Source organism: Microcoleus sp. Aus8_D2 (genome assembly GCF_036702665.1).
GTDB lineage: Bacteria > Cyanobacteriota > Cyanobacteriia > Cyanobacteriales > Microcoleaceae > Microcoleus.
This window is the reverse complement of the sequence record NZ_JAUBUN010000007.1, coordinates 203,858-229,451: the sequence shown is the minus strand read 5'-3', so window position 1 is coordinate 229,451 and position 25,594 is coordinate 203,858. Positions and strand designations below refer to the sequence as shown.

The 25,594-nt window shown below is 46.9% G+C and carries 21 protein-coding genes; 4 read left to right on the top strand and 17 right to left on the bottom strand.

Translation table 11 applies throughout. The features are described 5' to 3' along the window. Positions 1 to 222: 222 nt before the first annotated feature. Positions 223 to 678 (bottom strand): GAF domain-containing protein, encoded by a 456-nt coding sequence (locus QUB64_RS08350; protein ID WP_333277789.1) that lies wholly within the window; start codon positions 676 to 678, stop codon positions 223 to 225. Between the two features lie 627 nt (positions 679 to 1,305). Here QUB64_RS08350 and QUB64_RS08345 point away from each other — a divergent pair. Further along, positions 1,306 to 2,565, top strand: coding sequence for an RNA-guided endonuclease InsQ/TnpB family protein (locus tag QUB64_RS08345; RefSeq protein WP_333277787.1), 1,260 nt, complete (start codon positions 1,306 to 1,308; stop codon positions 2,563 to 2,565). A gap of 38 nt (positions 2,566 to 2,603) precedes the next feature. Here the strand turns inward: QUB64_RS08345 and QUB64_RS08340 are convergent, their stop codons facing one another. From QUB64_RS08340 to QUB64_RS08300, 9 genes are all read right to left on the bottom strand, one after another. Continuing rightward, positions 2,604 to 3,194, bottom strand: a complete 591-nt coding sequence (locus QUB64_RS08340; RefSeq protein ID WP_333277784.1) for a YdcF family protein — start codon at positions 3,192 to 3,194, stop codon at positions 2,604 to 2,606. Between the two features lie 734 nt (positions 3,195 to 3,928). Beyond that, on the bottom strand, positions 3,929 to 4,759 hold the full coding sequence (locus tag QUB64_RS08335) for a GUN4 domain-containing protein (RefSeq protein ID WP_333277782.1): 831 nt from the start codon (positions 4,757 to 4,759) through the stop codon (positions 3,929 to 3,931). 272 nt (positions 4,760 to 5,031) lie between these two features. Continuing rightward, positions 5,032 to 6,174 carry a hybrid sensor histidine kinase/response regulator gene (locus tag QUB64_RS08330; protein ID WP_333277780.1) on the bottom strand — a complete coding sequence of 381 codons (1,143 nt, stop codon included), beginning with the start codon at positions 6,172 to 6,174 and terminating at the stop codon, positions 5,032 to 5,034. A 150-nt stretch (positions 6,175 to 6,324) separates the two neighbouring features. Further along, positions 6,325 to 8,982, bottom strand: coding sequence for a GAF domain-containing protein (locus QUB64_RS08325; protein ID WP_333277778.1), 2,658 nt, complete (start codon positions 8,980 to 8,982; stop codon positions 6,325 to 6,327). Between the two features lie 586 nt (positions 8,983 to 9,568). Then, positions 9,569 to 10,702, bottom strand: a complete 1,134-nt coding sequence (locus tag QUB64_RS08320) for a glycosyltransferase (protein WP_333277776.1) — start codon at positions 10,700 to 10,702, stop codon at positions 9,569 to 9,571. A 95-nt stretch (positions 10,703 to 10,797) separates the two neighbouring features. Next, positions 10,798 to 11,454: a DUF4291 domain-containing protein gene (locus QUB64_RS08315; protein WP_333277774.1), complete on the bottom strand. Its 657-nt coding sequence runs from the start codon at positions 11,452 to 11,454 to the stop codon at positions 10,798 to 10,800. 6 nt (positions 11,455 to 11,460) lie between these two features. Further along, entirely contained in the window at positions 11,461 to 11,766 is a 306-nt protein-coding gene (locus QUB64_RS08310; RefSeq protein ID WP_333277772.1) for a hypothetical protein, read from the bottom strand. Positions 11,767 to 12,020: 254 nt separating this feature from the next. Then, a complete protein-coding gene (locus QUB64_RS08305; protein WP_333277770.1) occupies positions 12,021 to 13,172 on the bottom strand; it encodes an NAD-dependent epimerase/dehydratase family protein in 1,152 nt (383 codons plus the stop codon). Positions 13,173 to 13,285: 113 nt separating this feature from the next. Next, positions 13,286 to 13,876: a chromophore lyase CpcT/CpeT gene (locus QUB64_RS08300; RefSeq protein WP_333277768.1), complete on the bottom strand. Its 591-nt coding sequence runs from the start codon at positions 13,874 to 13,876 to the stop codon at positions 13,286 to 13,288. Positions 13,877 to 14,352: 476 nt separating this feature from the next. On the opposite strand from QUB64_RS08300, the gene QUB64_RS08295 reads away from it, so the two are divergent. Beyond that, on the top strand, positions 14,353 to 14,592 hold the full coding sequence (locus QUB64_RS08295; RefSeq protein ID WP_333277795.1) for a KTSC domain-containing protein: 240 nt from the start codon (positions 14,353 to 14,355) through the stop codon (positions 14,590 to 14,592). Positions 14,593 to 14,672: 80 nt separating this feature from the next. On the opposite strand, the gene QUB64_RS08290 is transcribed toward QUB64_RS08295, so the two are convergent. Then, positions 14,673 to 15,110 carry a hypothetical protein gene (locus QUB64_RS08290; RefSeq protein ID WP_333277766.1) on the bottom strand — a complete coding sequence of 146 codons (438 nt, stop codon included), beginning with the start codon at positions 15,108 to 15,110 and terminating at the stop codon, positions 14,673 to 14,675. A gap of 554 nt (positions 15,111 to 15,664) precedes the next feature. After that, positions 15,665 to 15,766, bottom strand: coding sequence for a cytochrome b6-f complex subunit PetL (gene petL, locus QUB64_RS08285; protein ID WP_332949306.1), 102 nt, complete (start codon positions 15,764 to 15,766; stop codon positions 15,665 to 15,667). Positions 15,767 to 15,843: 77 nt separating this feature from the next. On the opposite strand from petL, the gene aroB reads away from it, so the two are divergent. Further along, entirely contained in the window at positions 15,844 to 16,938 is a 1,095-nt protein-coding gene (aroB, locus tag QUB64_RS08280; RefSeq protein WP_333277763.1) for a 3-dehydroquinate synthase, read from the top strand. Positions 16,939 to 17,164: 226 nt separating this feature from the next. Here the strand turns inward: aroB and QUB64_RS08275 are convergent, their stop codons facing one another. Further along, complete coding sequence (locus QUB64_RS08275; protein WP_333277761.1) at positions 17,165 to 17,938, bottom strand: tetratricopeptide repeat protein; 774 nt, start codon at positions 17,936 to 17,938, stop codon at positions 17,165 to 17,167. Between the two features lie 190 nt (positions 17,939 to 18,128). Between QUB64_RS08275 and QUB64_RS08270 the strand changes: the two genes are divergently transcribed. Beyond that, positions 18,129 to 18,974: an SPFH domain-containing protein gene (locus tag QUB64_RS08270; protein ID WP_333277759.1), complete on the top strand. Its 846-nt coding sequence runs from the start codon at positions 18,129 to 18,131 to the stop codon at positions 18,972 to 18,974. On the opposite strand, the gene folP is transcribed toward QUB64_RS08270, so the two are convergent. The 4 genes from folP to QUB64_RS08250 form a co-directional block, all read right to left on the bottom strand. Beyond that, positions 18,965 to 19,828: a dihydropteroate synthase gene (folP, locus tag QUB64_RS08265; protein WP_333277757.1), complete on the bottom strand. Its 864-nt coding sequence runs from the start codon at positions 19,826 to 19,828 to the stop codon at positions 18,965 to 18,967. The two genes, QUB64_RS08270 and folP, sit on opposite strands and share 10 nt — an antisense overlap. Positions 19,829 to 20,164: 336 nt before the next feature. Then, positions 20,165 to 20,890 (bottom strand): triose-phosphate isomerase, encoded by a 726-nt coding sequence (tpiA, locus tag QUB64_RS08260; RefSeq protein WP_333277754.1) that lies wholly within the window; start codon positions 20,888 to 20,890, stop codon positions 20,165 to 20,167. Between the two features lie 68 nt (positions 20,891 to 20,958). Then, positions 20,959 to 21,144, bottom strand: a complete 186-nt coding sequence (locus tag QUB64_RS08255) for a PCP reductase family protein (protein ID WP_333277752.1) — start codon at positions 21,142 to 21,144, stop codon at positions 20,959 to 20,961. 496 nt (positions 21,145 to 21,640) lie between these two features. Beyond that, entirely contained in the window at positions 21,641 to 25,549 is a 3,909-nt protein-coding gene (locus QUB64_RS08250; RefSeq protein WP_333277750.1) for a GAF domain-containing sensor histidine kinase, read from the bottom strand. Positions 25,550 to 25,594 lie beyond the last annotated feature (45 nt).

Genomic DNA, 25,594 nt, shown 5'->3' with positions numbered 1-25,594 from the left:
TTAGGGCAGTTTCGCAGTCAGGACTTCAGTCCTCTCTTTGATAAGGACTTGCATTCCGAACGATCAAACCTATTTTAGGGCAGTTTCGCAGTCAGGACTTCAGTCCTCTCTTTGATAAGGACTTGCATTCCGAACGATCAAACCTATTTTAGGGCAGTTTCGCAGTCAGGACTTCAGTCCTCTCTTTGATAAGGACTTGCATTCCGAACGATCAAACCTATTTTATGACGGTTGTGCGCCTGTCACAAAATCAACAGCCAAGGGCGAAATTTTTTCTGTAACTGCTGCGATAACTTGGCGGTAAAAGTCAGTCCAAACTCTGGGGCGATCGAAAATACAAGGCTGCAAAACCCCCCACAACAAGCCGTCAACACAAAGATGAGCGTGAATCAAAGCTCGATGTCCGAACTCTTTTGCCTCAAAATCTTTGTTAACAACTTGAGGGTTTGCTGTTTCAACATCCTCAACAAAAATTGATGGTTCAGCTCGCAACGCTGCCGCAAACAAAGGGTCTTCTTCCCCTAAAGATTCCGGTTCTTTTTTCCACTCCGCGTCCCTAACTTCGGGATAGTTCGAGTTGCGACGCCAGCAGTAAGGTACTTTGCCTATTTGGGTTTCAGGATTGCGGAGGTAGAGAAAGACGCGATCGCAATTTAACACGTCACCCAAAGCCGGCACCAAAGCCTAAAAAACAGCATCCGCAGTCTTGCTGTCACTCAAAAACTTGTGGCAGAATTGGCTCCAAATTTGGTGGCTCATTAACTTTCGGTCTTGAATGAAGTTCACCTACAGATTTTAAACTACTAATCTTCTTCTCTGACGGATTTGTCATCAGTGTCTTCGCGGTTCGTGAAATCGCTATCAAATACAAGGTTTTACAATCTTAAAAAATAAAAAAATATAGCAACCGCACCCATTTAGGGCGTTCTTAATTGCACAAATATGAGATTTTCTTCCTGGTTGCTTCTGGCTTCTTTTGAGCCTGAGCGAAGCCCTTCTTCCTTCTCTCGCGACGATAATTAAAGCCTTCTTCTTTCTTCCTGATAACAGTTGACAGTTGACTGTTGACAGTTGATAGTTCACAGCTTGCCCCCCGAGCGCAAGAGAAGGGTTGAGAGTTGAGTGTTTACCGACAGGTGACAGTTGACTGTTTACCAACTGATGACTGATGACTACTGACTGATGACTACTGACTACTGACTTCTTCCCTGTTTATCAGGAAATAGGGTTTAAAACCTCTTCTTCAGTGGCCGGCTTTATATTTACTGGAGACACACTTGCCAGTAAATATGCTATGATAGTCGAATGTTAACCATGAACTACCGCTACCGAGTCTACCCAAACACCGCTCAAAAACAGTTACTCAAAGAGTGGATGGACACTTGTCGCGTCGCATATAACTACGGACTGCGAGAAATCAAGGACTGGTGCAATAGTCGTTCATGTATGGTTGACAGATGTTCCATCAGTCATGAATACATCATGCCTGCTGATAGCCCTTTCCCTAGCGAGGTAAAACAGCTTAATGCTCTGCCAAGTGCTAAAAAGGTGTTTCCCCGATTGGGTGAAGTACCAAGCCAAGTGTTGCAGCAAGCCCTCAAGCAATTACACCGAGCATGGGAGAGATTTCAAAAAATTGGGCATGGATTTCCTCGATTTAAAAAGTTTGGGCAATTCAAATCTTTGTTGTTTCCCCAATTTGTCAAGAATCCTGTGAGTGGGATACATATTGCCCTGCCCAAACTTGGGTTGATTCCAATTAATTTGCATCGCCCAATTCCCAGTGGTTTTGTAGTGAAGCAAGTACGAATCATCAATAAGGCTGATAGATGGTACGCATCTATTAACATCCAATGTGATGTTAACATCCCCAACCCAATGCCACAGGGTCATCCCATAGGAGTAGATGTTGGGCTTTCCAAGTTTTTAGCAACCAGTGATGGGATGCTCGTAAAATCGCCTAAGTTCTTAAAAGTCATGCAACGCAAGCTGAAATTGCTGCAACGCAGACTTTATAGAAAACAGAAACGGTCTAAAAATTACGAGAAGCAGCGTATCAAAGTTGCTAGAATTTATCACACAATTGACAACACCCGTAAAGATTTCCACTTCAAACAAGCTCATGTTCTTTGTGATGCTGCCGATATGGTCTTCATGGAAGACTTGGATTACCGAATCCTAGCCAAAGGAATGCTTGGGAAACAAATGCTTGCGGAGGGATTTGGACAGTTCCGAACTATCACCAAGTATGTGTGTTGGAAGCGGGGTAAATTCTTTGGAGAGGTCGATGCTCGGGGGACTTCGCAGGAGTGCCCTGAGTGTGGTGCAGAAGTTAGAAAGGATTTGAGTGTAAGAGTTCATTCTTGTTCTAGCTGTGGCTATACAACGGATAGGGATGTTGCTAGTGGTCAGGCGATCAGAAATAGGGGAATAGAATTGATTAGTACCGATGGGCAGTCGGGAATTCAAAATGCCTATGCAGACGGTTTGCCGGGGATTGAGATGTCTCAATCTAGGTCAATGTCGAAATCCCGTAAGGGAGTAACTAGGAAATCTAAGGAGTGATTCTTAGTCCGCGACGCACCTTGGCTGTCGGAGTAATGTCACTCAATCCTAGCTTGGCTGAAGTTAGCACCCGTATAACCAGTTGTCAGCCAAAGAATTGCTCTAGCGCCGTCGCGAACAGCTTTTTGCACCGGTTCGGGGGTGCGCCCAGACGGAACTGCTACAGGCTTAAAACTAATCCCTCGACTGCCGAGCACGATTTCGCCGATAATTTGGGCTCGCCGCATATGATCGTCAGAAGTGATCAGATACACGCTTTCAATGCCTCGATCTTTCAATTCATCTACCAGCGTGGTAAAATTTGTTACCGTATCCACTGCTCTGTAGTCTAAATGCAGGCGATCGGACTTAATTCCCGCTTCTGAAAACACCCATTCCGCGAACTCCGGATTGCTCCCAGAAGACACCCAAATCGGCAATGCAGGATGCTCCTGAGCAAATTTGGCGGCAAACACCTCTCGCTCCGTAGCCCCACCTAGAACTAACAAAGCTTGGGGTCTCTGAAATTCGCTCTTAAGCTGCTGATAGCCAAACCAACACGCCATCAAAAGTCCTACTAGGAACCAAAAACTGCGTGAAGGTCTCCAACGCTGGTAACGCCGCTTGTTTAAATTGATTCTTAACCACATCTAAACCTATAAAAACTTTATGTAGCTGACATAGGAACCATAACAAAAAATACCGCACCTATAGCCCACTAACAGGAATTAAAAATTAAAATTCAAACAAGGGGCTAGGCATTTTAGATTTTAGATTTTAGATTTTAGATTGAATATACATCTTATTTTGGCGATTTTAGATTTTAGATTGAATATACAGCTTATTTGGGATCGAACTCAGCTATAAATTTTTGAGGCTTCACGACTCTTGTATTCAATCAAGTATGCGCGTGCGGGTGAACAGGTTAGCGAATATGCAAAGCAGAAGGACAAAACTTAAGGTTTACCCTTCTGCTTTTAATTGTTCTTGATTTTTAACGGGACTGGCCGGGTTCGAACCGGCGACCTAGCGCTTCAGATTTGTGTGAGTTTCCCCACTCTCCGGACTATTCCTTCACCGTAGGCTTGCGGCCTTTAGGTGGTGGCCGTATGTTTAGGATGTTTTATGGTTGTTACTTCCTAAAGCCAGTCTCTGCACCTTCCTTACCTAAACAAAATTTAGATAAAGCTTGGCTCAAGATTACCGTATCTGCTGTCAGACTTAGGCTTCCTTGAGTTTGACCACATTCACTCCCAGAGTTTCCTCGCAGGGTGCCCGATTCTTCAGGAGGCGCTTGCTCTATCCATCTGAGCCACAGCCCCAGTTGCTGAACCGTTTTGATTATAGCAGCTAATGGCGATTTTGAATTTTTTATTTTCGATGATTAGCGATCGCCCGTAGCAAGTCTCCCGACAATGCGGGCAAAGTTTTCTGCTGCGGTGAGTTTACCGCTACCGTAACAAGCGCGATGTCTCCAGGCGGTAACGGGGAGGTGTCCGGGGGGAGCATTTTCGTTGAAGGAGAGCTCGCTGTAATATTTCCAATTTTCCTTGACTCGCCAGCCGACTCGATCGCACAATTGGGTATAATTTCCGGCGGTACTTTCCCAAATCTGTTGTTGTACGGTCAATCCAAACCGCCCGCTGCTGTGTTGTTGCCAAAGTTTGTCGATCGTGCGAAGGTCTGTAGGAGGACAACTGTCAATATCGGCTGCACTCAGCCAGCCTTCATCTTCCCTCACAGCGATTTGCAGGAAAATTTCCCAAGTGTGTTCGTCTGCTTTGCGCCATTTTCCCGTTTCTAACAGCTTTGTCAGTTGTCGGTAATCCATCCCCACTTCAGAGATAGCCGGAGTTTGGTCAGGTAAGGCGCCGATTTTCTCTTCCAGGCGCAGTAGAGTGGTGGCAATGAATTCGGGGTTTAGTTGTTCGAGGCGGTACAGAACCCATTCTAACTGAGATTGCAGGTACGCGCGGGCGATCGCGCCTTGCTGCAATTCCTGTTGCAACTCGTCGAATCTGGCCGACCAATTTTGTTGGTTGCGGGCCGATTCCCACATTTGTTTTGCCCACTGCAATCTAACTTGTTCTTGTTTTAAATAAGTTTTGGAAGGCTTGGCACGCTGCGGGTAGGGCGTCAAATCCCAGCCGCAAATCGAGCAAAAATCTGCTTTTTTTTCTACGTATTGGGCACCGCACACTGGACAGTCAGACATATTGAAGTAAATTCAGTTGCCAAGCAATTATATGACATCTGCCTAATAATTTTCCGCTTGTATTGCTGGCCCAGACATCGCACGATATCATGCAGTGTCAAACTGGTTTGTAGTGCGGAATGCGAGTCCGACTCCAAGAAGGACTCGCATTCCTCACTACGAACCTGGTTTGTAGTGCGGAATGCGAGTCCGACTCCAAGAAGGACTCGCATTCCTCACTACGAACCTATTTTGCTTACTAACGTAGGTTAATCTGCGGTTTTCCTATCAATCTAACAAGGCAAGCGAATAGTAAACAAACTGCCTTTACCCAACTCTGATTTGACCACGATCGTGCCGCGGTGAGCTTCGACTATTTGGCGGCAGAGGTGCAGTCCCAAACCTGTGCTGGATTTCTTGTGAGTTCCCGAGCCAAACCTTTCAAATAACTTCGCTTGTTCGGCGGGAGAAATCCCGGCGCCGGTGTCTTGAATTTCAATAATTACCCATGCCAGCGGTTGATTTTTGAAGCTAGTATAAACAGGTGAATTGGCAGCTTTTAAGCGGACATCTATTGAGCCGCTGTCGGTAAATTTTATCGCATTTCCGATTAAATTTGTCAGCAAGCGGTGCAGTTCCAGACGATCGCCCGGATACTTCGCAATCGGAGCACTTTCTGCACTTTCACTCAAGTCTAAATTCACCGACAAATTTTTAGCATCGGCTAGGGGAGCGAGTTCTTCGGCTACCTCGTGGATGAGCTGGCGCAAGTCCACGGGAGCAAAACTGAGAGATTTGCGACCTGCTTCGTAGCGGTAGACTTCCAGCAGCATATTTACCATCGCGATCAAATTTTTGTTGCTGCGAACCATTGTCCCGAAAGCGTCGCGCATGGGGAGCGAGATTTCTCCTAAAGCTCCCTGCTGCATTAAGGTTAGCATTCGATCGGCTGCTACTAGGGGCGTGCGCAAGTCGTGAGCGAGTCTGGAGACAAAATCTTCGCGCTGGAGGGCGATCGAATTTCGTTCGTCTACGCTGTGTTTTAGCCGCAGGAGCGATCGCACCCTCGCCAGCAGTTCGTCCATTTCCACGGGTTTGCGGATAAAATCGTCTGCGCCCATATCTAGTCCCTGGACTACGCTGGCGCTGTCGTGAGCGGTGATCAGCAAAATCGGGATAAACGGCAATTCCTTATTTTGTCGCATTCGCTGGGTGACTTCGTAACCGTCCATTCCCGGCATCATTACGTCTAGCAGTACCAAATCGGGGGCTGACTTGTCAATCTGGGTAAGAGCCGAAAAGCCGTTATCGGCAGTGCTAATTTCGTAACCTTCTTCTTCCAGAATTGTCTGTACTAACAAAACATTATCTGGTGCGTCATCTACCACCAGAATGCGATCGGCTTTTGTGGCATTCGGAACAGATAAATATGTCATTTAATTGTTTGCATGGAAATAAATACTAACTTTAATCTGCTATCCGACTTATGTTTTCACATTTTTCCACTTGTTAAATCTGTCATAAGGAAGATCTCAAAACTCGATCCAATCTTTTTACTTTTTTGCCCTCGGATATGATCTGGTCAACTACTTTGTTGTCATAGTATGCACGCCGTCCCAATCGTCGGGCGGGGGCACTTCCAAATAACTGAGGGAGCGCTCGATCTGAACTTCCACAGGTCGATCGCTCGGTCGCATAGCTAAGGCCGCCTCAAAATAATTAATAGCTTGCTGAAAATTTCTCTTCATATAAGCATGGCGGCCGTTGTTGTAAAGTTCCAAAAACCTTTCGGTTTCCCCGTCGAGCGGATCGGAACTAATTTGCAACAACTCGTAAATCCCGACAGGCTGATTTTTGCCCTTAACGCGAACCTTGTCCAACTCTCGCACCCAAATCCGTTCGCGGCACAAATTGTAGGTAAATTCGCTCAAAATTATATCGCAGCCGTACTCCTTTGTAAGCTGTTCCAAGCGGGAACTCAAATTCACCGCATCCCCGATTACGGTGTAATCCATCCGCTTTTCCGAACCAATATTTCCCGAAACCACGTCTCCAGAACTAATCCCAATTCCAAAGCGAAACGGATCGGCCCCGGGGCGAGAATCATTAAACTCTTTCAAACGCCGGCGCATATCTAAAGCCGACTGAACGGCCATCCAACCGTGACTTTCCGGGGGATTGAGCGGTAGGGGCGCACCGAACACGGCCATTAAAGCATCGCCGATAAACTTGTCTAAAGTGCCTTCGTAATGGAAAACGGCCTCCACCATCGTTTCAAAATACTGGTTTAGTAGCGCCACAACTTCCGACGCTCCCAGATTTTCGGTCAGGGTGGTGTAGCCGCGAATGTCGGAAAATAAAATAGTAACTTCTTTGCGTTCGCCCACCATCAGGGAGCCTTCGCCCAAGGCCATGATTTTATCTACGACTCCGGGAGTCATGTAGCGAGACATTGTGGTTTTCATGCGTTTTTCGCGGCTGATGTCTTCGAGTACCACTAAACCGCCGCGCACGCCGCCTTCTGGATTGATCAGCGGGTTGACTGTTAAATTCAAACTGCGTTCAACTACTTTAATTCGAGAACCGGGGATGGGTAACGGACAATAAGGATGATACAGAGCTGAATTCCGCAGTGAAAATAGAGATTGGGAATTAGCTAATTCTGCTTGTGCTACTTCTTCAGTCCATGCGTTGTTTTCGCCCCAAGCATAATATGAATTCGGGTCATTGCGATCGGGCACGGCCAAAATGTAACTTTCTGCTTCTGTTTCTGCTGCTGCGGAACTACCAAGCGTTGTTTCCACCAACAGTCCCACAGTTAAACTTTGTTCGGGAACGTAAGATCTGGCAGCATTGTGGAGACTGTCTTCGACTCGAAATTTCAAATTTTCGATCGGCACAACTTCCCAAACATAGCGATCGATCAGTTTATCTTCCCAAATCAGGAGATGGTGCTTGCTTTTATCTTGATTTACCGGACAGCCCAACAATTCCAGCGCCGCTTCGTTAATCGTGACAATCCGCCCCTGCAAATCGGTGGAAATCACTGCATCTGAAAGACTTTGCAGCATATCTTTTTGATACTGCTTTTCCACCATCACGTTCTGAAAAAGTTGAGAATTTTGCAGCGCCATTCCGGCTTGGGAATTAAACGCTCGCAAAAACTCTTCGTCGGAAGTAGTGAAAGTGCCTTGATTTTTATTAATTAGCTGAGTCACCCCGATCAGCTCACCTTTAGCGTTGTGCACCGGCATACACAAGACTGTGCGAGTGCGGTATCCCGTTTGCTTGTCTGTAGTGGGATCAAAGCGGGGATCGTCGTAAGCATCTGTAATATTCAGAGGTTTACCGGTCGAAGCGACGTAGCCAGCAATTCCTTTGTTAGCAGGAATGCGGAGGTCAACCATCGTTTTGCCGTCGGCTTTGGCGACTTTTGTCCAGAGTTCGTTGGCTTCTCGATTTAACAAAAATAGCGTGCTGCGATCGGCTTGCATCAAGTCCCGAGCTTGATCCATGACAGAGCGCAAAGTTGTTTCCAAGTCAAGACTTTGACCTAAAGTCGTGGTAGCTCTCAGGAGTGCGGCAACCCCTCGCTGGTTGCGGGCCACGACGTAGAAAGACTGACAGCTTTCGAGAATAATCCCGATCGAATCTGCAAAAGCCTGAAACTGCTGTTCATCTTCCTCAGTAAAGGGGACATTGCCAGCTTTATTTAACAGTCTGACGACGGCTACGGGTTCGTGTTGGCTCTTGCTGCTAAAAATCGGCATACAGAGGATGGTCTCAATCTGGTAGCCTGGTGGTTCGTCTACTTCGGAATTAAAATACTCGTGTTCTCTACCCTGCGCGACATTGAGCGATTTTCCGGTAGTTGCAACGTAGCCTAAAATGCCTGCATCCATCGGCAAGCGAATTTCTACATCTTCGCCCGTGAGGGTCTCGACTGTTTTGTGCCACAGTTGATTTTTGTTGGAGTCAACCAAAAAAATTGTTGTCCGGTCTGCTTGCAGAATTTGACCAATTTTGACAGTGAAGGCATCTAACAGTTGCTCTAAGAGAGTTTCGAGTGCTTCATTGTTAATCAGGTCCATCGCCCGGATGAATTGCTGAAATTCAGCCGTTACAAAGTCCAGCAGGCACACTAATTCAGTAACTGGCAGGCTCTTAACACGGGAGGTCAATGCCCCCATAAAATTAACTTGAGTCAGTGTAGCCAGAACGCTACCAGCATTGGAGAATGTCATGATTAACTGCTTGCTCAGAGGGGTAGATTGACCGGCAGGTCGATCGCGGTGCTAGATGCTGGGGCGGTGCAAACTGTTTAAGTTGTTTGCTTGAAAAGTCAGCACTCACTTGTCGCTTTCAGGAATAGTGAGTTCATGCTTTGGCGCACGCCACTTCAGTTTGCTTGTTACATATGCTCGACTTTTTTTTGTTACAACCTCAATACTGAGGAGGGTTCGCCAGTTAGAGCTGAACTTGACTTCGGAACGCTGGCAGCCTGAAAATTAGCTCGCAGGCTTTTGTTCGATCGATCGCGGGCGATGTAGATTGTACGCTCTGTGCTAGGATGCTGCGCGGTGTGACTGTTTTAGCGAACTCGGCGACCGTATCCGGTCGGGTGCCCAAGCGCCCCATGCGGCCACCCGCGAAGCATTCCAAAGCTACTCATAGTTTAATGGTAAACGCAACAGCAGGATAGCTACCGCAATCTAAGCAGCAAAAAAGTTCGATCGGTCTTGGAAGAAATCCGTCCCCGCTACCAACCGAAGTATCGCGCGAGACAAGCTAAGCTGTCAGTGCTGTTGGCGCCACAGAATATCCCGGCATTTAAGCAGCAGAAGGCATGGACTGAGCAAATACCACCGATTGATAGTAACGCCGCAGTTGTGCCGTAGCGGCGGCCCAACCCCAGCGTTCGGCTTCAGAGCGAGCGTTTTGGCGGAGAGTTTCCCGTTCTTCGGGATTCGCAAACAGACGCTGGGTAGCCGCGAGGGCTCCGGCTTCGTCAGTGGGGTCAAATAGATATCCGTTAACACCGTCGGTGACAATATCGGGAATTCCGCCGCTGCGCGCCGCCACTACGGGCGTCCCCGCAGCCATCGCTTCTAGGAGCACCAAGCCCAGGGTTTCGGTGCGGGAGGGAAAAATGAAGGCATCGGCAGATGCGTAAGCAGAAGCCAATTCTTGCCCCTTGAGATAGCCGACAAAATTGGTGGGGGTGCCAGCAAAATATTGTTCCAGGTTTTGTCGGTGCGGGCCGTCTCCCACGAGGGCGAGGCGGGCGTCGGGAATCGCAGCGAGGACTGGTTTAATAGACTCGATTTCTTTTTCAGCACCCAGGCGGCCGACGTAGAGGAGTAAGGGACTGTCTGGGTTATTTTCAGAAAGGCGCGATCGCATTTCTCGACTGGCCAATTGGGGGACAAACATTTCAGTATCAACACCGCGCTGCCACAAGTCTACCCGTTCAATGCCGTGAGTTCTCAACTCATCCACCATTGCAGTGGAAGTGCACAGATTCAATTCGGCTTGATTGTGAGCACCTTTGAGCAATTCCCACAGCAAAGGTTCGAGCATTCCAAAACCGTAATGGTGCAAGTATTTAGGCAAATGCGTGTGATAAGAAGCCAAAATCGGAATGTTGAGTTTTTTGCCGTAGTATATGCCGCCCAATCCCAAAATAGCCGGATTGACAACATGAATAATATCCGGTTTAAACTGCTGTAATTGTTGACCGATAGCCGGACTGGGAAGTGCCATTTTCAGTTCCGGGTACATCGGCAAAGGCAAACCCTCAACTCCGTAAACTCGGGCACCTTTGTATTCTGTAATTCCGTAATCTGGAGAAAAGATCAGAACTTGTTCGCCCGATCGCTGCAAATGATCTACAGTGTGAATCAGGCGCGTCACAATGCCGTCTATTTTCGGCCAAAATGTTTCAGTGAACAGAGCAATTTTCATAAAACGAAGGAAGTTCGGCAACGGATGCAAGTAACGGATGTAACGGATTTCAGGAAGAAGGAAGAGGGAAGAGGGAAGAGGGAAGAAGGCTTTAGTTATTCTTTATATATTGTTGGCGAAATCGATACTCCCAGTCTTTGGCAAATGTCGGGGTTAGTAACAGGATACACTGTCTCGCGGGGAGTGAGTAATTGCGGGCGATCTTCTCCTTTATATTCGTGTTGCTGTCGCACGAATTGGGAAATATCTTCGATATTCACAATCCATTCTCGGGCATAACTGGCCAAAAAACTGCCCCGCAAGCCGAGTTGAATGGCCCGCCGTTCCAGTTTCGCGCCACTGGGATGGTGGTCGGGGTCCCATTGCAGCCGCACCGATGAAGTTTTAACAAGTTGTTTCCATTCTTTTTCGCTTCCGTACACTTTTGAAACGAAATTGGAATGAACGGCGGATGCTAAAATTTCATCAAAGGCGGAACGCTTTAGCCAAATAGCCAGAATTACTTCTTGTCCTGGTTTTGTTCCCCATTCCGAACGATACATCATCCAGAGAAAGTTGGGCTTAATCCAACTCATGCGATTCAAGCTAAATTCGCCGCCGAAATAACCGTGTTCCGCTGCAAAGTGACCGATCGCCGGACGGTAAGCTTGATAGACAACAACACGATCATCGTCAAATTGTGCTAAAATGTGGCGACCTGTATTCGGCCACCGCATTGTTTGGTGTAAGTAAGGTTCTGTCAGCAGCTTCATCTTAACTTAATTGCGATCGAGAGGTTGTTCCGGCAAGATACAAATTCCCTGAATACCAATTGATAAAATTATCCCACCTAAAAGCAATCCCACACCTTCAGCAAAGCAGTTAATTCGGTGAATTTCCTGTGCAGTTTTGGCAATTAAGATTTCCTTGGACGTAGCAGAAGGCGATTCGCTAACGGCGCGGTAATTTTGATAACTCGCCGTTAGTGCAGCCCATTCCGGTACTAAATAATAAGCACAAACTGCACTTGCAGAAAATCCGGGCAGAACAACTAAAAGCAACAAGATGAGAATTCGACTTTTCACAGCATTTCTTCCCAAACAAGCTAGCCGTTAAAAACTTTCTGCGATTTTTAAATTCACCGCAGAAGAAGCAGAAGACACAAAGCAAACAAGAAAAAAGATAGATAATCTTCCGCAATCAAAAAAGTAATATACAGCGAACTCCCTTCAGAATTTGCGAACATTTCTCTTCTCTTCCCTTCTTTTCTCTTACTTCGCGCCCTTCGCGCCTTCGCGGTTCATTTAAAAAAATCTTTCCCGCAACTAGATCCCCGCATTTACCTGCGCCAAGAAACCTTCGGCAAAATCTGGTTTTTATCGACACGGTGCTGATATTTTGTAGCAAAATTCAGCAGAGAATCGAGCAGGGAATCTGAGAGGTAGTGCGGCTGCAAGCCGAGGCCTAACAAACTGGTGTTTTTGGCATTGAAATAATGTTCTTCTTTCTCGACTCTGGGATTTTCGAGGTTGTTGATTTCTACTTTTAATCCCATTGCCGTGCCTGCTTTTTGCACCAATGAGGCTAAGTCGCCGACGCTGAATTGTTCGGTGAATTGGTTGAAGACGCGGAATTCTCCGGCGGCGGCGGGGTTGGCGATCGCTAATTCCACGCAGCGCACGGTGTCGCGAATGTCTAAGAAGGTGCGAGTTTGTCCGCCGGTGCCGTAAACTGTCAGGGGATGACCGATCGCAGCTTGGATGCAAAATCTGTTTAATGCTGTACCGAATACTCCGTCGTAGTCCAAACGGTTGATCAACAGTTCGTCCATGCCGGTTTCTTCTGTCAGCACGCCGTAGACTACGCCCTGATTTAAGTCGGTGGCCCTCAAACCCCAGATTTTGCAAGCAAAATGGATGTTGTGGGAGTCGTGGACTTTTGACAGGTGATAGAAACTGCCCGGTTGTTTGGGATAGGGTAGTGTATCTTTGCGGCCGTTGTGTTCGATCGTAATGTAGCCTTCTTCAATGTCAATATTCGGCGTGCCGTATTCGCCCATTGTCCCGAGTTTGACTAGGTGACAGTCGGGGAAATCTTCGCGGATGGCGTACAGCAGGTTGAGTGTCCCGACGACGTTGTTGACTTGGGTGAGGACTGCGTGTTCGCGATCGATCATGGAGAAGGGGGCCGAACGCTGTTCGCCGAAATGGACGATCGCCTCTGGTGCAAATTTTCTCATACTTTTGCTGAGAAAATCGTAGTTGGTGATGTCACCGACGAACAAGTCGATCGACTTACCCGTTAAATCTTGCCATCGCTGGAGTCGTTGCTGAATGGGTGCAATGGGAGTGAGGGTGTCGCTGCACAGTTCCAGATCCCAGTGCCGCCGCACGAAGCTGTCGAGGATGCCAACTTCGTGACCTTTGTTAGAAAGGTAGAGTGCGGTTGCCCAACCGCAATAGCCATCGCCACCAATAACCAGGACTTTCATAAATCAACGGTGAATCTTGCTTGCCAATACTGGGTTAATGTACCAGGTATTGGTGCATTGTGAACCTTTAATCTAGGGTGTTCTTTGCTAAATCGGCTGTCAGTTTTTTTGTGTCAAACCTGAATTTCGTCTGCGAAACTGGCCCAGCGGGTGAATTCAAAGGGCCCGGCTTGAGCTCCCCAGACGTGGGCGTCGGTTTCTGGGTCGCGCCCGCGATCGTGACTGGTAAATTTGTTACCATCAATCTCAAATTCGCTGTCTAGATAGGTTTTTTTGCCATTTCTGACCACGGCACAGCCTTTTCCGGGCTCGACAGACCCTTTGAAGCTGTTACCCGTCCAGTGGGTAAAAAAGGTGCAGCCTGGGAGGAGTGTCAGTTGTTCGGTTTTGATTTCTTGCAGCCGTTGGGGCTGGCGGGATGCGCCGTAGAATTGTGATTCGTTTTCTATGGCATAATTTTCGATGTCGATGCGATCGTCCACCGGGACTAATTTTAAAACTCGAACTCGGTAAGGGACGTGCAGTTCGATATCATAGGCTTGTTCTAGATACAAGCTCATTCCGCCCAGAAGTTCCACGGGTAAAGGTCTCATGCAGACGCGGATGTGGGCGAAGAATGGCGGGTTTTCAAAGGCTTGGGCTTGGTTGCTGAAGTCGGCCGCCATCCAGCGGGCGAGGGTGACAATATCGGTGGAATGGGACATATCGATTTTAGATTTTGGATTTTGGATTTTAGATTGGGGGGAGTATTCGATTTTCGATTGGAGGAGTAGAAATTATTTTAGATTAAAGCGAGTGCGATGATTTGGGATTTGGGATTTTGATACCCAACTTCTTTGAAAAATTGGGACTCTGGGTATTATGTTTTTTTTCAAATAGCTTTACTAGAAGAGACAATTCTGAAACTACAACCAGTCACATCAAATAGTCGTAGGGTGTGTCGCTCTCGACAATCTCTCAATAAAGATCGACAATCTTATAGCGACGCACCTGTGCCTACAGCCTTCAGCAAACAAACCCAATTTTTTTTGATAAACCGTATAAATCATCAAAAGGCTTCTTGCAAAAATAGTCGTAGGGTGTGTCGCTCTCGACAATCTCTCAATAAAGATCGACAATCTCATATATCCGCACCTTTGTCTAAAATAGTCAACAAACAAAAAAATGATAAATGGCATAAATTATCACACTACAACCAATCGCATCTAGCACGATCGAAGCTGTGGACTGCGACGAAACCGAGTCTACCCTGGAAGTTATTTTTGATAGTGGCAAAACCTATCTATATTCTGAAGTCCAGAATAATGTCTGTTCAGAATTGATGGAATCTGACTCTAAAGGTGGCTATATGAGAGATTGCGTGATTGACTGCTATCCTTACCAACAGATCGAGAAAAGGTGGCAGCAGGTATCGGATTAATCTAGGTATTCTGAATATCTAATAGTGATTTTTGCACCTGAACCCAGTTTTTTTTAATCAATGTCAGACTCAATAGATTTTCAGCGCGAATAAACCTCTGATTTAGCATTAATTTCAAGATATTCTTGATAAGCTGCCTCATCTCCTCCAAACGAGTCGATAGAAATCCCCGTATTGGGTACTGGCATCAGCGGACTTGGTTTAGGTGCGTACTGACAATAACACACAGCAATCATATCGTAATTGCTTCCTGGTGCAGCAGTTGGGTATTGTTCAACTCTTACAACTTTCCAATCTCCGACTCGGTAGTGAGTATCGCTACTGGGGAATTGCGGATCGTCAAATTCTTCTATCCGGTAGAATTCGTAGGGACGATTTCCTGGTTGAGGTAGAGGTTCCTCTGAGGAATCGTAATACTCGCAGAGAATGTCAGTTATTGCCCCAGTGTGAGCTAACATTCTATTTTCCCAGCCTTCTGCTGACATCGATTCAGCCTTGAAAATAATATATTTCCGCATAATTAATCTTCATCCTCTTCTAGATAGTTGGGGAATCGAGTTTGTCCTTTAAAGATACACTTGACTTTTAAAATATCTGCTTCGACTCTTTTTATTCGCAACAACTTCCAGCCCTACTTTCGTTTTATTTCAAAACATTTTTCTGGAGCGGTCGCTGCGTGCCAAGAAGTTTCTTCAGGGTTAGACTCATTATTAGCGGTCATCGAATTGTCAGTCAGTCAAGGATCTAATTAGCTAATTATAGTCTCAGGTCTCAGGGGGAGCATCTCATAGTTGCCAATCGGCTTTTTAAATTGAACAGAGAGTTTACTTTAAATCGACTCAATCCCTCAATCCCAGAGTCTCCCAATCCCTCAATCCATCAATCCCCTAATTCTAAAATCTAAAATCTAAAATCTAAAATCTAAAATCTCCCGTCTCAGGTTTTATCGGTCGAAGCATTTGCGCGCTAAATCTCCAGGTTTAATCAGAGATTTTTTGGCGCAAAGACTTCGCCCGAGCAATACTCTTACCAGAGGTTTAACCCTCTGAGTTCCAAGTCACAAATCTGTAACTTAGATGAGTTTGACAGCCCGCAGACCAAACATCAGCACTGTCGCCAAGCCGACCATGCCGCCGAAAATTCCCAAATAAGCTATTGCTCCGGTAAGGCTCATTGCAATTTCTCCAAAATAATCAATAAAAAGACCTATAAGAACTATAATCGAAAATCTAATATCTAAATTACATAAATATGCAATCGATAATTAAAGTTGACTTGGGCCCACAATCTTACAATATTTGCGTGCGATCGGGCGGCTTAGACGAACTCGGCACCTTGATGGGCGATCTAAGTTTGGGCAAAAAAGTGCTGCTGGTCTCAAATCAGTCGATTTTTCGGCAATATGGCGAAAGAGCAACAGCATCCCTCGAATCGGCAGGTCTGGAAGTCAGTAGCTGCATTTTACCACCGGGCGAACAGTACAAAACTTTAAATTCGATCCAGAAGATTTACAATGCGGCTTTGGCTAACCGCTTGGAACGTTCCTCGACAATGGTGGCTTTGGGCGGCGGGGTGGTTGGGGATATGACGGGTTTTGCGGCCGCGACTTGGCTGCGCGGAATTAATGTGGTGCAGGTTCCGACTTCGCTGCTGGCGATGGTTGATGCTTCTATTGGCGGCAAAACGGGGGTAAATCATCCTTCGGGGAAGAATTTAATCGGGGCGTTTCATCAGCCGCGTTTGGTTTTGATTGACCCGGATGTACTTAAAACTCTGCCGGCGCGGGAGTTTCGTTCGGCGATGGCGGAAGTTATTAAGTATGGGGTGATTTGGGATGCTGAATTGTTCGGGAAGTTGGAGAATTGCAAGCGTTTGGATCAAATGCGCTATGTGAAGGCGGATTTGTTGGCCCAAATTTTGAGCAGGTCTTGCCAAGCTAAGGCTGATGTGGTAAGCAAGGATGAGAAGGAGTCGGGTTTGCGGGCGATTTTGAATTACGGTCACACGATCGGTCATGCTGTAGAAAGTTTGACGAATTACAAGGTTATCAATCACGGTGAAGGTGTGGCAATTGGCATGGCTGCGTCCAGCCGCTTGGCTGTGGAGTTGGGAATGTGGGATTCTGAGTGCGATCGCCGCCAATCTGCTTTAATTGCCAAAGCTGCTTTACCTGCTAAGTTGCCCGCAGGTGTGGATGTTGAGGAGATTTTGAAGACTTTGCAACTGGATAAGAAGGTGCAGGATGGCAAGGTGCGCTTTGTGCTGCCGGTACGTTTGGGCGAGGCTGCTGTGAGCGATCGCGTGGACGGAGATGTGATTTTACAAGTTTTGAAGGAAATGCTTTAGATTGAGGCTTACGGGCGTGTTTAGCCACAGGTGGAGGCTGATTGATGCCGATCGCCAGAGCTGTTTTTTATGTGAAGGTTCGATCGATCGACTCTCGATCTCATGTCCCAAGAGGATGACCATAATTAAGATAGGTTTGTAGTGAGGACTTTAGTCCTTCTTGATGCGGACTAAAGTCCTCACTACAAACCTTTTTTATTTTAGGTGTATCGAACATAGTTTGATTTTAAGAGCCGCTCGACTGTGAATTCATTTCCTCCAAAATTTTATCTACTCTCGTAGCGGCTTGAGTTCTGCCCTGCTTGATAAATAACTCCTTAGCTTTTTTGAGACTGGCTACGGCCTCTGCTTGGTCTTCCTTAGCCCCTTGCTGGTACAAACCGACTCCTAAATTATTTAAAGCATCGGGATATTGGCTATTAATTTTAACAGCTTGTCTCCACAGCACAATCGCTTCGGGCAACTTTCCTTGACTTGCCATCGCCACGCCCAAATCGTTGTGAGCTTTGGCGTGTTTCGGGTTGACTTCAATTGCTTTTTGGAATTGGACGATCGCATCGCTCATTTTACCTTGCCCCGACAGCAAAGTTCCCAACTTGTAATAAGCATCCGCTTGTTTGGGATAGCGAGCGATTAGTTGCCGGTACAAAGCTTCGGCATTCACCAGATTTCCTTGACCGTAAAGGTCGTTGGCTGTTCTCAAACCCACGGTGTAGCCTTTCCCTACAACTTCGCACTTTTTCTCGGAGTTCCCTTGCTGCTGCTTGCAAATCTTGAGTTCGTCTCCCTTCATCTCGTAGGATAGAACTTCCCGAACTTCTGGCCCTCGGCGGGGTGGCTGCAAGTTCTGCGACTGCAAGTTTGGGGAATTTTGCACTGTAGTTGGTTCAGCTTGTACGGGTTGGACAACTGCCATATTGCAAATTCCTGCACCCACCAAAATGCTTGGGGCGATCCACCTCAAAGGTTTGAAAGCGCGAAACTCTCGATCGTTTTTCATGTCTTTTGTGGAAACGTGTTGTTGATATCCTGGGTTTCACTGCTTCGCCGTGAGAGTCCGAACACCTGGCGGCCCACTATTGAGATAGTTATTAACAGTCGAGATATTTTAGCACGCGATCGGCTGATTTTGAGTTAAATTAGATAATATTCCCGATCGATTCTCAGTCAACCTTAGCAGGAAAGTAGAAATGGGGCAGTCTATTCTCACCATGCTCTTTGCGCTCATCCTCGGCTACGCTGTTAACTCAAGCGTGAAAATAGTCAGCGGCGGCGACGAAGCTTTAGTCGAACGTTTGGGCCAATACAAGCGCACCCTCAAGCCCGGATTACACTTGATCGGTCCCCTGATAGAAAAAGTCGTCTGCGTGGACACAAGCCGTGAAAGAGTTTTAGATATTAAACCTCAATCAGCAATCACGGGAGATAATGTGGCCCTAGAAGTCGATGCCGTTGTGTATTGGCGGGTTGTGAATTTGCAGAAAGCTTATTATGGAATTGATCAAATTGAAAATGCGATCGCCAACTTAGTTTTAACGACGTTTCGCGCTGAAATTGGTCGATTGCCCATGCAAGACATCTTGGGTTCCCGAGATGACATGAATAAAAAGTTACTCAAGAAATTGGACGAGGCTACCGAAACTTGGGGCGTCAAAGTAATTCGCGTAGAAATTCAAAGCATTACACCTCCGAAAAGGGTGCAAGAAGCTATGGAATTGGAGCGCGCTACTAAGAGCGAATGGCAAGCAATGGTTAATAAGGCGATCGGCACTAAGGAGTACATGAGGCTCTTAGTTGAAGCTTTAGACTCCCATCCGAATAGCAAGCAAGTTTTGAATTACTTAGTAACTGAAAAATACTTAGACGCTCAACAAAAACTAGGCGAAAGCGACAACGCCAAAATTCTGTTTATGGACCCGAGAAACATGACAGAAGCCCTCAACGAGTTGATGGGTTCTATGCCAGATATCCCGGGGAACGCTCACGGGGGAGAGCGAGAACTCAAACTAATCGATCAATCAACCGCTCAAGATTGATTTCTGAAGATAGCGTCGGCAACCAGACAAACATCGTGCATTTCTCTGACATCGTGAACTCGTAAAATATCTGCCGAATTTGCGATCGCACTTGTACAAGCCGCCGCTGTCCCCCAAATTCTTTGTTTAGCTTCCGGCTGATTCAAAATCTGACCGATGAAGCTTTTGCGCGATACTCCGACTAAAATCGGACAGTCCAAACCACGGAATTTGGGCAACTGCCGCAGAATTTCCAAATTTTGATTGTAAGTCTTGGCAAAGCCAATACCTGGGTCGATAATTATCTGAGATTTGTCAATCCCCGCAGCAACTGCTGCTGCAATTCGAGACTCCAAAAATTCCCGAATTTCCCCAATTAAATCCTGATAATCTGTGAGTTTTTGCATCGTCTGGGGAGTTCCCCGAATGTGCATCAAAATTATCGGCACTTGCAACTGAGCAACGGTTGACAGCATTTCCGAGTCAAAAGTTGCTCCAGAAATATCGTTGACAATATCAGCTCCCGCCTCAACCGCAGCTTTGGCAACCTGCGCTCTGGTAGTATCCACAGAAATCGGAACTGAGCCAAAAATATCGGCTTTTTGCCTCAGCATTTGTACGATAGGTATAACGCGCTCTATCTCTTCTTTTAAGGATATTTCTGCTGCACCGGGCCTGGTAGATTGACCGCCAATATCAATAATATCTACCCCGGATTTAACCATATTTTCAGCTTGCGTTACAGCAGATTCTATGGAAATAAAATCGCCACCGTCGCTAAAACTGTCAGGGGTTACGTTTAAAACGCCCATCAAATAAGTGCGTTTTCCCCACTCTAAAGTTTGAGATCTAATAGTTAATTTGCGATCGGTCATCAGTTATTTTAAATCTATGTTTATACTCGTTAGCAGGCGCTTAGCCTGTTAATTCACATTCCGAGACCGAGCCTCCATTTTGAAGAGCCTCGCTATTCAAAAGCAATATTGCGTCCGGTCGATTACATCACAAAAACCGTTCGTAGTGTGGACTTTAGTCCGCAGTATTTTGCGGACTAAAGTCCACACTACGAACCTTATTGATTGCGATCCATCGACCAGACAGGATATGATCTCGGTTCCCAGCATAAGCGTGTGGGAACCAGTTAATTACCAATTACGAATTACCAATTACCACCCTTCGGCTGCGCTCTGGGCAAAATTACCAATTACCAATTATTTATAATTGACAATTCTATCAAAACTAGCAGCTTCCAAACTCGCACCGCCTACCAAAACCCCGTCAATTTCAGGCATCGCCATAACTTCATCAATATTCTCTCCTTTCACAGAGCCGCCGTACTGAATCGGCACATCAGGATTAGTCAATTTACTGCGAATCAAACCAATAACTCGGTTAGCTTCCTTAGTTTCGCAAGTATCGCCAGTACCAATGGCCCAAATCGGTTCGTAAGCTATTACTAAATTATCTTGGTCAACACCAACCAAATCCTGCGCTAACTGAGAGAAAATATGATCTTCCGTTTCCCCGGCATCCCGCTGTTGCTTTGTCTCTCCCACGCACAGAATCGGAATTAAACCGGATTTCTGAGCAGCTTTCAGCCGCAAATTCACCGTTTCGTCAGTTTCCCCAAAATATTGCCGGCGCTCGCTGTGGCCGATGATGACGTAGCGCACCCCAAGCTCTGTTAGCATCTGCCCGGAAATTTCACCAGTATAAGCTCCCGACTCTTGCCAGTGCACGTTCTGAGCGCCGAGCCTGATCCGGCTTCCGTGGAGGTTTTTTGAGAGGACACTCAAATCTGTAAAGGGAACGCAAAGCACGACTTCCCGTTCTTCTGGGGTTTCCGTCAGGCAGGACATGAATCCTTGAAGAAACTCTAGGGATTCTGCCCTAGTTTTGTACATTTTCCAGTTGCCAGCTATAACTATTTTGCGCACTACTTTTTTAAATCCTTGTCCTTACAACGCATTTTATAGTCTAAAGCTTTAGGGTACATTTCGATCCCTTATTGCCCAAACTCGATGCGAGCTTGCTCAACTAAGTCAATGGTGACGACTTCTGTTTCGGCTTCGCGGGCGAGGTGCTCGATGCGGACGCGGGCTTGTCCCCGGACAAAATAGGGAATATTTTTTAGCTTGGCTTTGGCTTCGGGCGTCCATTTTAAATCGTCTGAGAATTCGGAATCTGGCATGGCGTATCGGGCGATCGACTACAAGCGCTCAGTTTTCTATTTTGACAAAACTCTGTCTGATTATTGAATTTACCATGTTTTGGAGCTTACTATGCTGCAAGCTGCGCCCGTCGGGCGATCGAACTCTCTTCAACTGAGCGGTTGAAACCGAGACTCTACATAAACGAAGCTAACCGTAGGGTGCGTCAGGGGCCCGAATCCTTGAGTTGGTGACGAAAACATTCAGCCCCCTGACGCACCCTACCATAACTGACTGCTGACTAATCGGAATCTCGAGGGGAAATTCAGCTAACCGTAGGGTGCGTCAGGGGACCCGAATCCTTGAGTTGGTGACGAAAACATTCAGCCCCCTGACGCACCCTACCATAACTGACTGCTGACTAATCGGAATCTCGAGGGGAAATTCAGCTAACCGTAGGGTGCGTCAGGGGGCCCGAATCCTTGAGTTGGTGACGAAAACATTCAGCCCCCTGACGCACCCTACCATAACTGCTGACTACTGACTGCTGACGGCCCGACGGCCCGACGGCCCGACTGCTGACGGCCCGACTGCTGACGGCCCGACGGCAGGACTGCTGACTACTGGCTGATGTCGGAGCGGAATCTCGATCGCAAACTCAGTACCTTTCCCCGATTCAGAACTGCATTTTAAAACGCCGCCGTGCTTCTCTACCACAATTTGGTAACTAATTGACAGTCCCAATCCAGTACCTTTGCCCACCGGCTTAGTCGTGAAAAAAGGGTCAAATATCCGTTGTCTCATCGATTCCGAAATTCCCGAACCGTTGTCAGAAATCCGAATCACCGCGCTAGGAACATTGCCATTAAGTTGACCGACAGCAGTAGAGATTTTAATTTGAGGACTCACTGATTTGCGATCGAGCAACTTGTCCGATTGCAAAGCATCGATCGCATTTACGAGTACATTCATAAACACCTGATTCAACTGTCCGGCGTAGCACTCAACCAGAGGCAAATTGCCGTATTCTTTAACTAGCACAATCTTGGCACTGTCCCCATTAGATTTCAGCCTGTGCTGCAAAATTAACATCGTGCTTTCAAGACCCTCGTGAATATCGACAGCCTTCATTTGACTTTCATCCAGACGAGAGAAATTCCTCAAAGACAGAACTATTTGACGAATGCGATCGGCTCCCACCTGCATAGACAATAGCAATTTCGGCAAATCTTCCACCAGAAATTCCAAGTCAATATTTTCGGCCACTTCGCCAATCTCAGGACTATAATCAGGATATTGCTGCTGGTAAATTTCCAGCAAACTCAGCAAATTTTTAGTATAATCAGTAGCGTGATTGAGATTGCCGTAAATAAAATTAACTGGATTGTTAATTTCGTGAGCAATACCCGCCACCAGTTGCCCCAAACCAGACATTTTTTCAGTCTGAATCAATTGAGCTTGAGTTTGCTGCAAATCCTGTAAATTTTGAGCGATTTGTGCTGCTTGGCGTCGGGTTTTGGCCAGCAAATCGGCTTGTTGGATAGCTGCGCCTAACTGATTGGCAATCTGAGCTAAAAACTTAACTTCTGAACTTTCCCAGCAGCGCGGCCCGGAATGTTGATAAGCTGCGAGCAAACCCCAAAGTTCTTGTCCTAAAAAAATCGGTGCTATCGCATAAGCCTTCACCTGAAAATGCTCTAAAATAGCGAAGTTACACTCCGAGTGACAAGCTTGATAGATATCGTCAACGGCTAGAGTTTCATTATTGAGATGCCTGCCGCCTCGGTGTGACTGCAAATAAGTATTTTCCCAAACCGTATTGATACCTTCTCCTACCAATTTGCTCCAGCCCTCTTTCACAAACTCGGCAACATATTGCCCGCTCCAATCAGGATTGAAGCGATAGACAGCAATTCTATCGACTTGCATAAACTGACAAACTTCTTGAGTTGCCGTCTGAAAAATCTCATTAATATCGAGAGATTCTCGAATCTTAGCCACCACTTCAAACAGTATCCGCTGTTGCTCGGCGGCCCACTGGAGATCGATCGTTTGCTGCCGCGTTTTAGCCAGCAAATCTGCTTGTTCTAATGCTACGCTCAACTGAGCTCCGACTTGCGTCGCAAACTGGATTTCCGAAGTTTTCCAATTGCGCGAACCGTCGCACTGATGCACGCACAGCAAACCCCAAAGTTCGCTGCCATTCATCAGCGGCATAATTATTTGCGCCTTAACTTGAAATTGAGCTAAAATAGCAGCATGGCAGTCTGAGAGTCCTGCACAGTCCGTGTCTTGCAGGACTTGAATTTGTCCCTGACTGTATTGAGCCGCATAGTTTTCGCCAAAACATCGATCGCGAATTTTCACATCCATTGCCGAACCAAAAACTGGCAAAACATCTTCCGTAATAAATTCTCCTTCATTAAAATTTGAACCGGGATCGAAGCGATAAATTCCAACTCTGTCTGCCTTTAAAATCCGCCGCAGTTCTGTAGTTGTTGTGCTAAAAATTGTATCTAAATCAAGAGATTGTCGAATCTTAGCAACCACATCAAACAGTATCCGCTGCTGTTCAGCAGCTTGCTGCAAATCAACTGCTTGCTGCTGAGTTTTAGCGAGCAAATCTGCTTGTTCTAGAGCTATACTGAGCTGATCGGAAACTTGGGTAGCAAACTGAATTTCGGAAGATTCCCAGTTGCGGGGAGCCGAACACTGGTGCACGCACAGCAACCCCCAAAGGTCGTTGCCTTTCATCACGGGTGCAACTAAAGTAGCTTTGACCTGAAATTGCTCCAATATTTCCCGAAAGCAATCTTGCAGTCCGGCTTTTCTGATGTCGGACATGGCGTGAACTCGCCCCTGAGAGTAGAGATTGGCGTAGTTTTCTCCAAAGCAGCGATCGTGCACTTTAACTGCCATTGCTGACACAAAATCTGGCCAAACATCTTCACCAACGAATTCGCCGTGGTTAAATTCCGATGCGGGATCGAATCGGTAAACCCCAACGCGATCGGCATTTAAAGCCCGTCGCACTTCCTGGGACATCGTGCTAAAAATCTGGTTCAAGTCGAGGGATTTCCGCATTTTGGCCACCACTTGAAACAGCACTCGCTGCTGTTGGGTCAACTGTTGCAGTTGAGCTGTGCGCTCTTGAACTTGATTTTCTAAATTAGCGTTAAGTGCCTCTATTTGTTGGTGGAGTTGGTAGTGGTTAATTGTCTGAGCAAATTGGCTCCCCAAACTTTGTACTAACTCAATTTCTTCAGTATTCCATTCGCGAATTTGGGCAGTTTTTGACTCTTTCCACACTTCAAAAGATATCCGAGATTGGGCGAGCCGCCCGTCGGCATCCAACTGTCCGGCCCAGAGAGTTTCGATGTCAAATTCTTCTCGAAAAATGCTCAAGTAACCGAATATTTGCTGGCGGGATCTGAGCGGTACGATTAAAATGCTGCGAATTTTGGTCGATCGAAATGCAGGTTGCAGGCTTCTCAAACTGCTAATTTTGTACAAGTCGGGAATTGCCCAAACCTGTTGCTCGCTGGAGTTAAAATATTCGTGCCAGACGCTGTATAGCTCTATCTGCTGGTATTTGGCAGAAATAGGCATTCTCGGGCCTGAGCCACAAGTGTAGACTTTGAGTGCCTCTGTGGAATTGTCCGAGTAGGGTAGTAAACTCGTGAGATTGTTGCTATGGAAAATGCAAAGCCTGCCGCCTACGGCCTCTAGTGCAGCTACACATTCTGCCAAAGCTGCTTGCAGTTCGATCGCGGGCTGGGAGTGCAGGGCTGCGGCGACGCGGTTGACGGCAGCTTCGCGCTGAGCTTTGGCCTGGGTTCGGGCGAGGAGGGTTGATTGGGCGATGGCGACGCCGAGCTGATCTGCCAGCATCTGAATGCCTTGCAGTTCGTCTTCTGCCACACTCCGGGACTCGGAGTGGTGAGATACTAACAACCCCCAGAATTCTTCGCCGTGAAAAATTGGTACGGCTAAGGAAGCCTTGACGCCCAGTGCAGTCAAGTATTCAGCGTGGCAGGGGTCGATCGCCCTGTACAGCACTTCATCGGGCAGCATTTGACCGGAAACCGCGTCGCGGCGGGGACTTTGGCCTAGCAACCCGGAATCGATATCGGCGATCGATCGCACCTGTACTTGGGCGAACAGTTCGCGGGCGTGAGGCGGAATATCGTCTGCTGGAAAATGCAGCCCCAATAATGATGGTAAGCGGTTGCCGTTAATTGATTCAGCAATCACTTCACCGCTGCCGTCGCTATGAAATTTATAGATTTTTACCCTGTCTGTTCCCAAGAACGATTGAACTTCCGCTGCTGTGGCGCTGAGAATTTCTGGCAATTCTAGAGAGCGGCGAATGCGGTTGGCGATGCGCGAGAGTAAATTTGCTCGATCGTAACTCACCTTGACATTTTGGAGCTTTAATGAGTCCATTATTAATCTTTTGCTTTCCCAGCAATAAAAGTAAGCGGCCCAAAA

Excerpts from the sequence above, each read along its gene's own strand:
- QUB64_RS08345 (WP_333277787.1), top strand. The coding sequence starts at position 1,306 with ATGTTAACCATGAACTACCGCTACCGAGTCTACCCAAACACCGCTCAA.
- QUB64_RS08340 (WP_333277784.1), bottom strand. The coding sequence starts at position 3,194 with ATGTGGTTAAGAATCAATTTAAACAAGCGGCGTTACCAGCGTTGGAGA.
- QUB64_RS08335 (WP_333277782.1), bottom strand. The coding sequence starts at position 4,759 with ATGTCTGACTGTCCAGTGTGCGGTGCCCAATACGTAGAAAAAAAAGCA.
- QUB64_RS08290 (WP_333277766.1), bottom strand. The coding sequence starts at position 15,110 with ATGCGGAAATATATTATTTTCAAGGCTGAATCGATGTCAGCAGAAGGC.
- QUB64_RS08320 (WP_333277776.1), bottom strand. The coding sequence starts at position 10,702 with ATGAAAATTGCTCTGTTCACTGAAACATTTTGGCCGAAAATAGACGGC.
- QUB64_RS08325 (WP_333277778.1), bottom strand. The coding sequence starts at position 8,982 with ATGACATTCTCCAATGCTGGTAGCGTTCTGGCTACACTGACTCAAGTT.
- folP (WP_333277757.1), bottom strand. The coding sequence starts at position 19,828 with ATGACCGATCGCAAATTAACTATTAGATCTCAAACTTTAGAGTGGGGA.
- QUB64_RS08305 (WP_333277770.1), bottom strand. The coding sequence starts at position 13,172 with ATGAAAGTCCTGGTTATTGGTGGCGATGGCTATTGCGGTTGGGCAACC.
- QUB64_RS08270 (WP_333277759.1), top strand. The coding sequence starts at position 18,129 with ATGGGGCAGTCTATTCTCACCATGCTCTTTGCGCTCATCCTCGGCTAC.
- QUB64_RS08315 (WP_333277774.1), bottom strand. The coding sequence starts at position 11,454 with ATGAAGCTGCTGACAGAACCTTACTTACACCAAACAATGCGGTGGCCG.
- QUB64_RS08275 (WP_333277761.1), bottom strand. The coding sequence starts at position 17,938 with ATGAAAAACGATCGAGAGTTTCGCGCTTTCAAACCTTTGAGGTGGATC.
- petL (WP_332949306.1), bottom strand. The coding sequence starts at position 15,766 with ATGAGCCTTACCGGAGCAATAGCTTATTTGGGAATTTTCGGCGGCATG.
- QUB64_RS08300 (WP_333277768.1), bottom strand. The coding sequence starts at position 13,876 with ATGTCCCATTCCACCGATATTGTCACCCTCGCCCGCTGGATGGCGGCC.
- QUB64_RS08250 (WP_333277750.1), bottom strand. The coding sequence starts at position 25,549 with ATGGACTCATTAAAGCTCCAAAATGTCAAGGTGAGTTACGATCGAGCA.
- QUB64_RS08255 (WP_333277752.1), bottom strand. The coding sequence starts at position 21,144 with ATGCCAGATTCCGAATTCTCAGACGATTTAAAATGGACGCCCGAAGCC.
- aroB (WP_333277763.1), top strand. The coding sequence starts at position 15,844 with ATGCAATCGATAATTAAAGTTGACTTGGGCCCACAATCTTACAATATT.
- QUB64_RS08330 (WP_333277780.1), bottom strand. The coding sequence starts at position 6,174 with ATGACATATTTATCTGTTCCGAATGCCACAAAAGCCGATCGCATTCTG.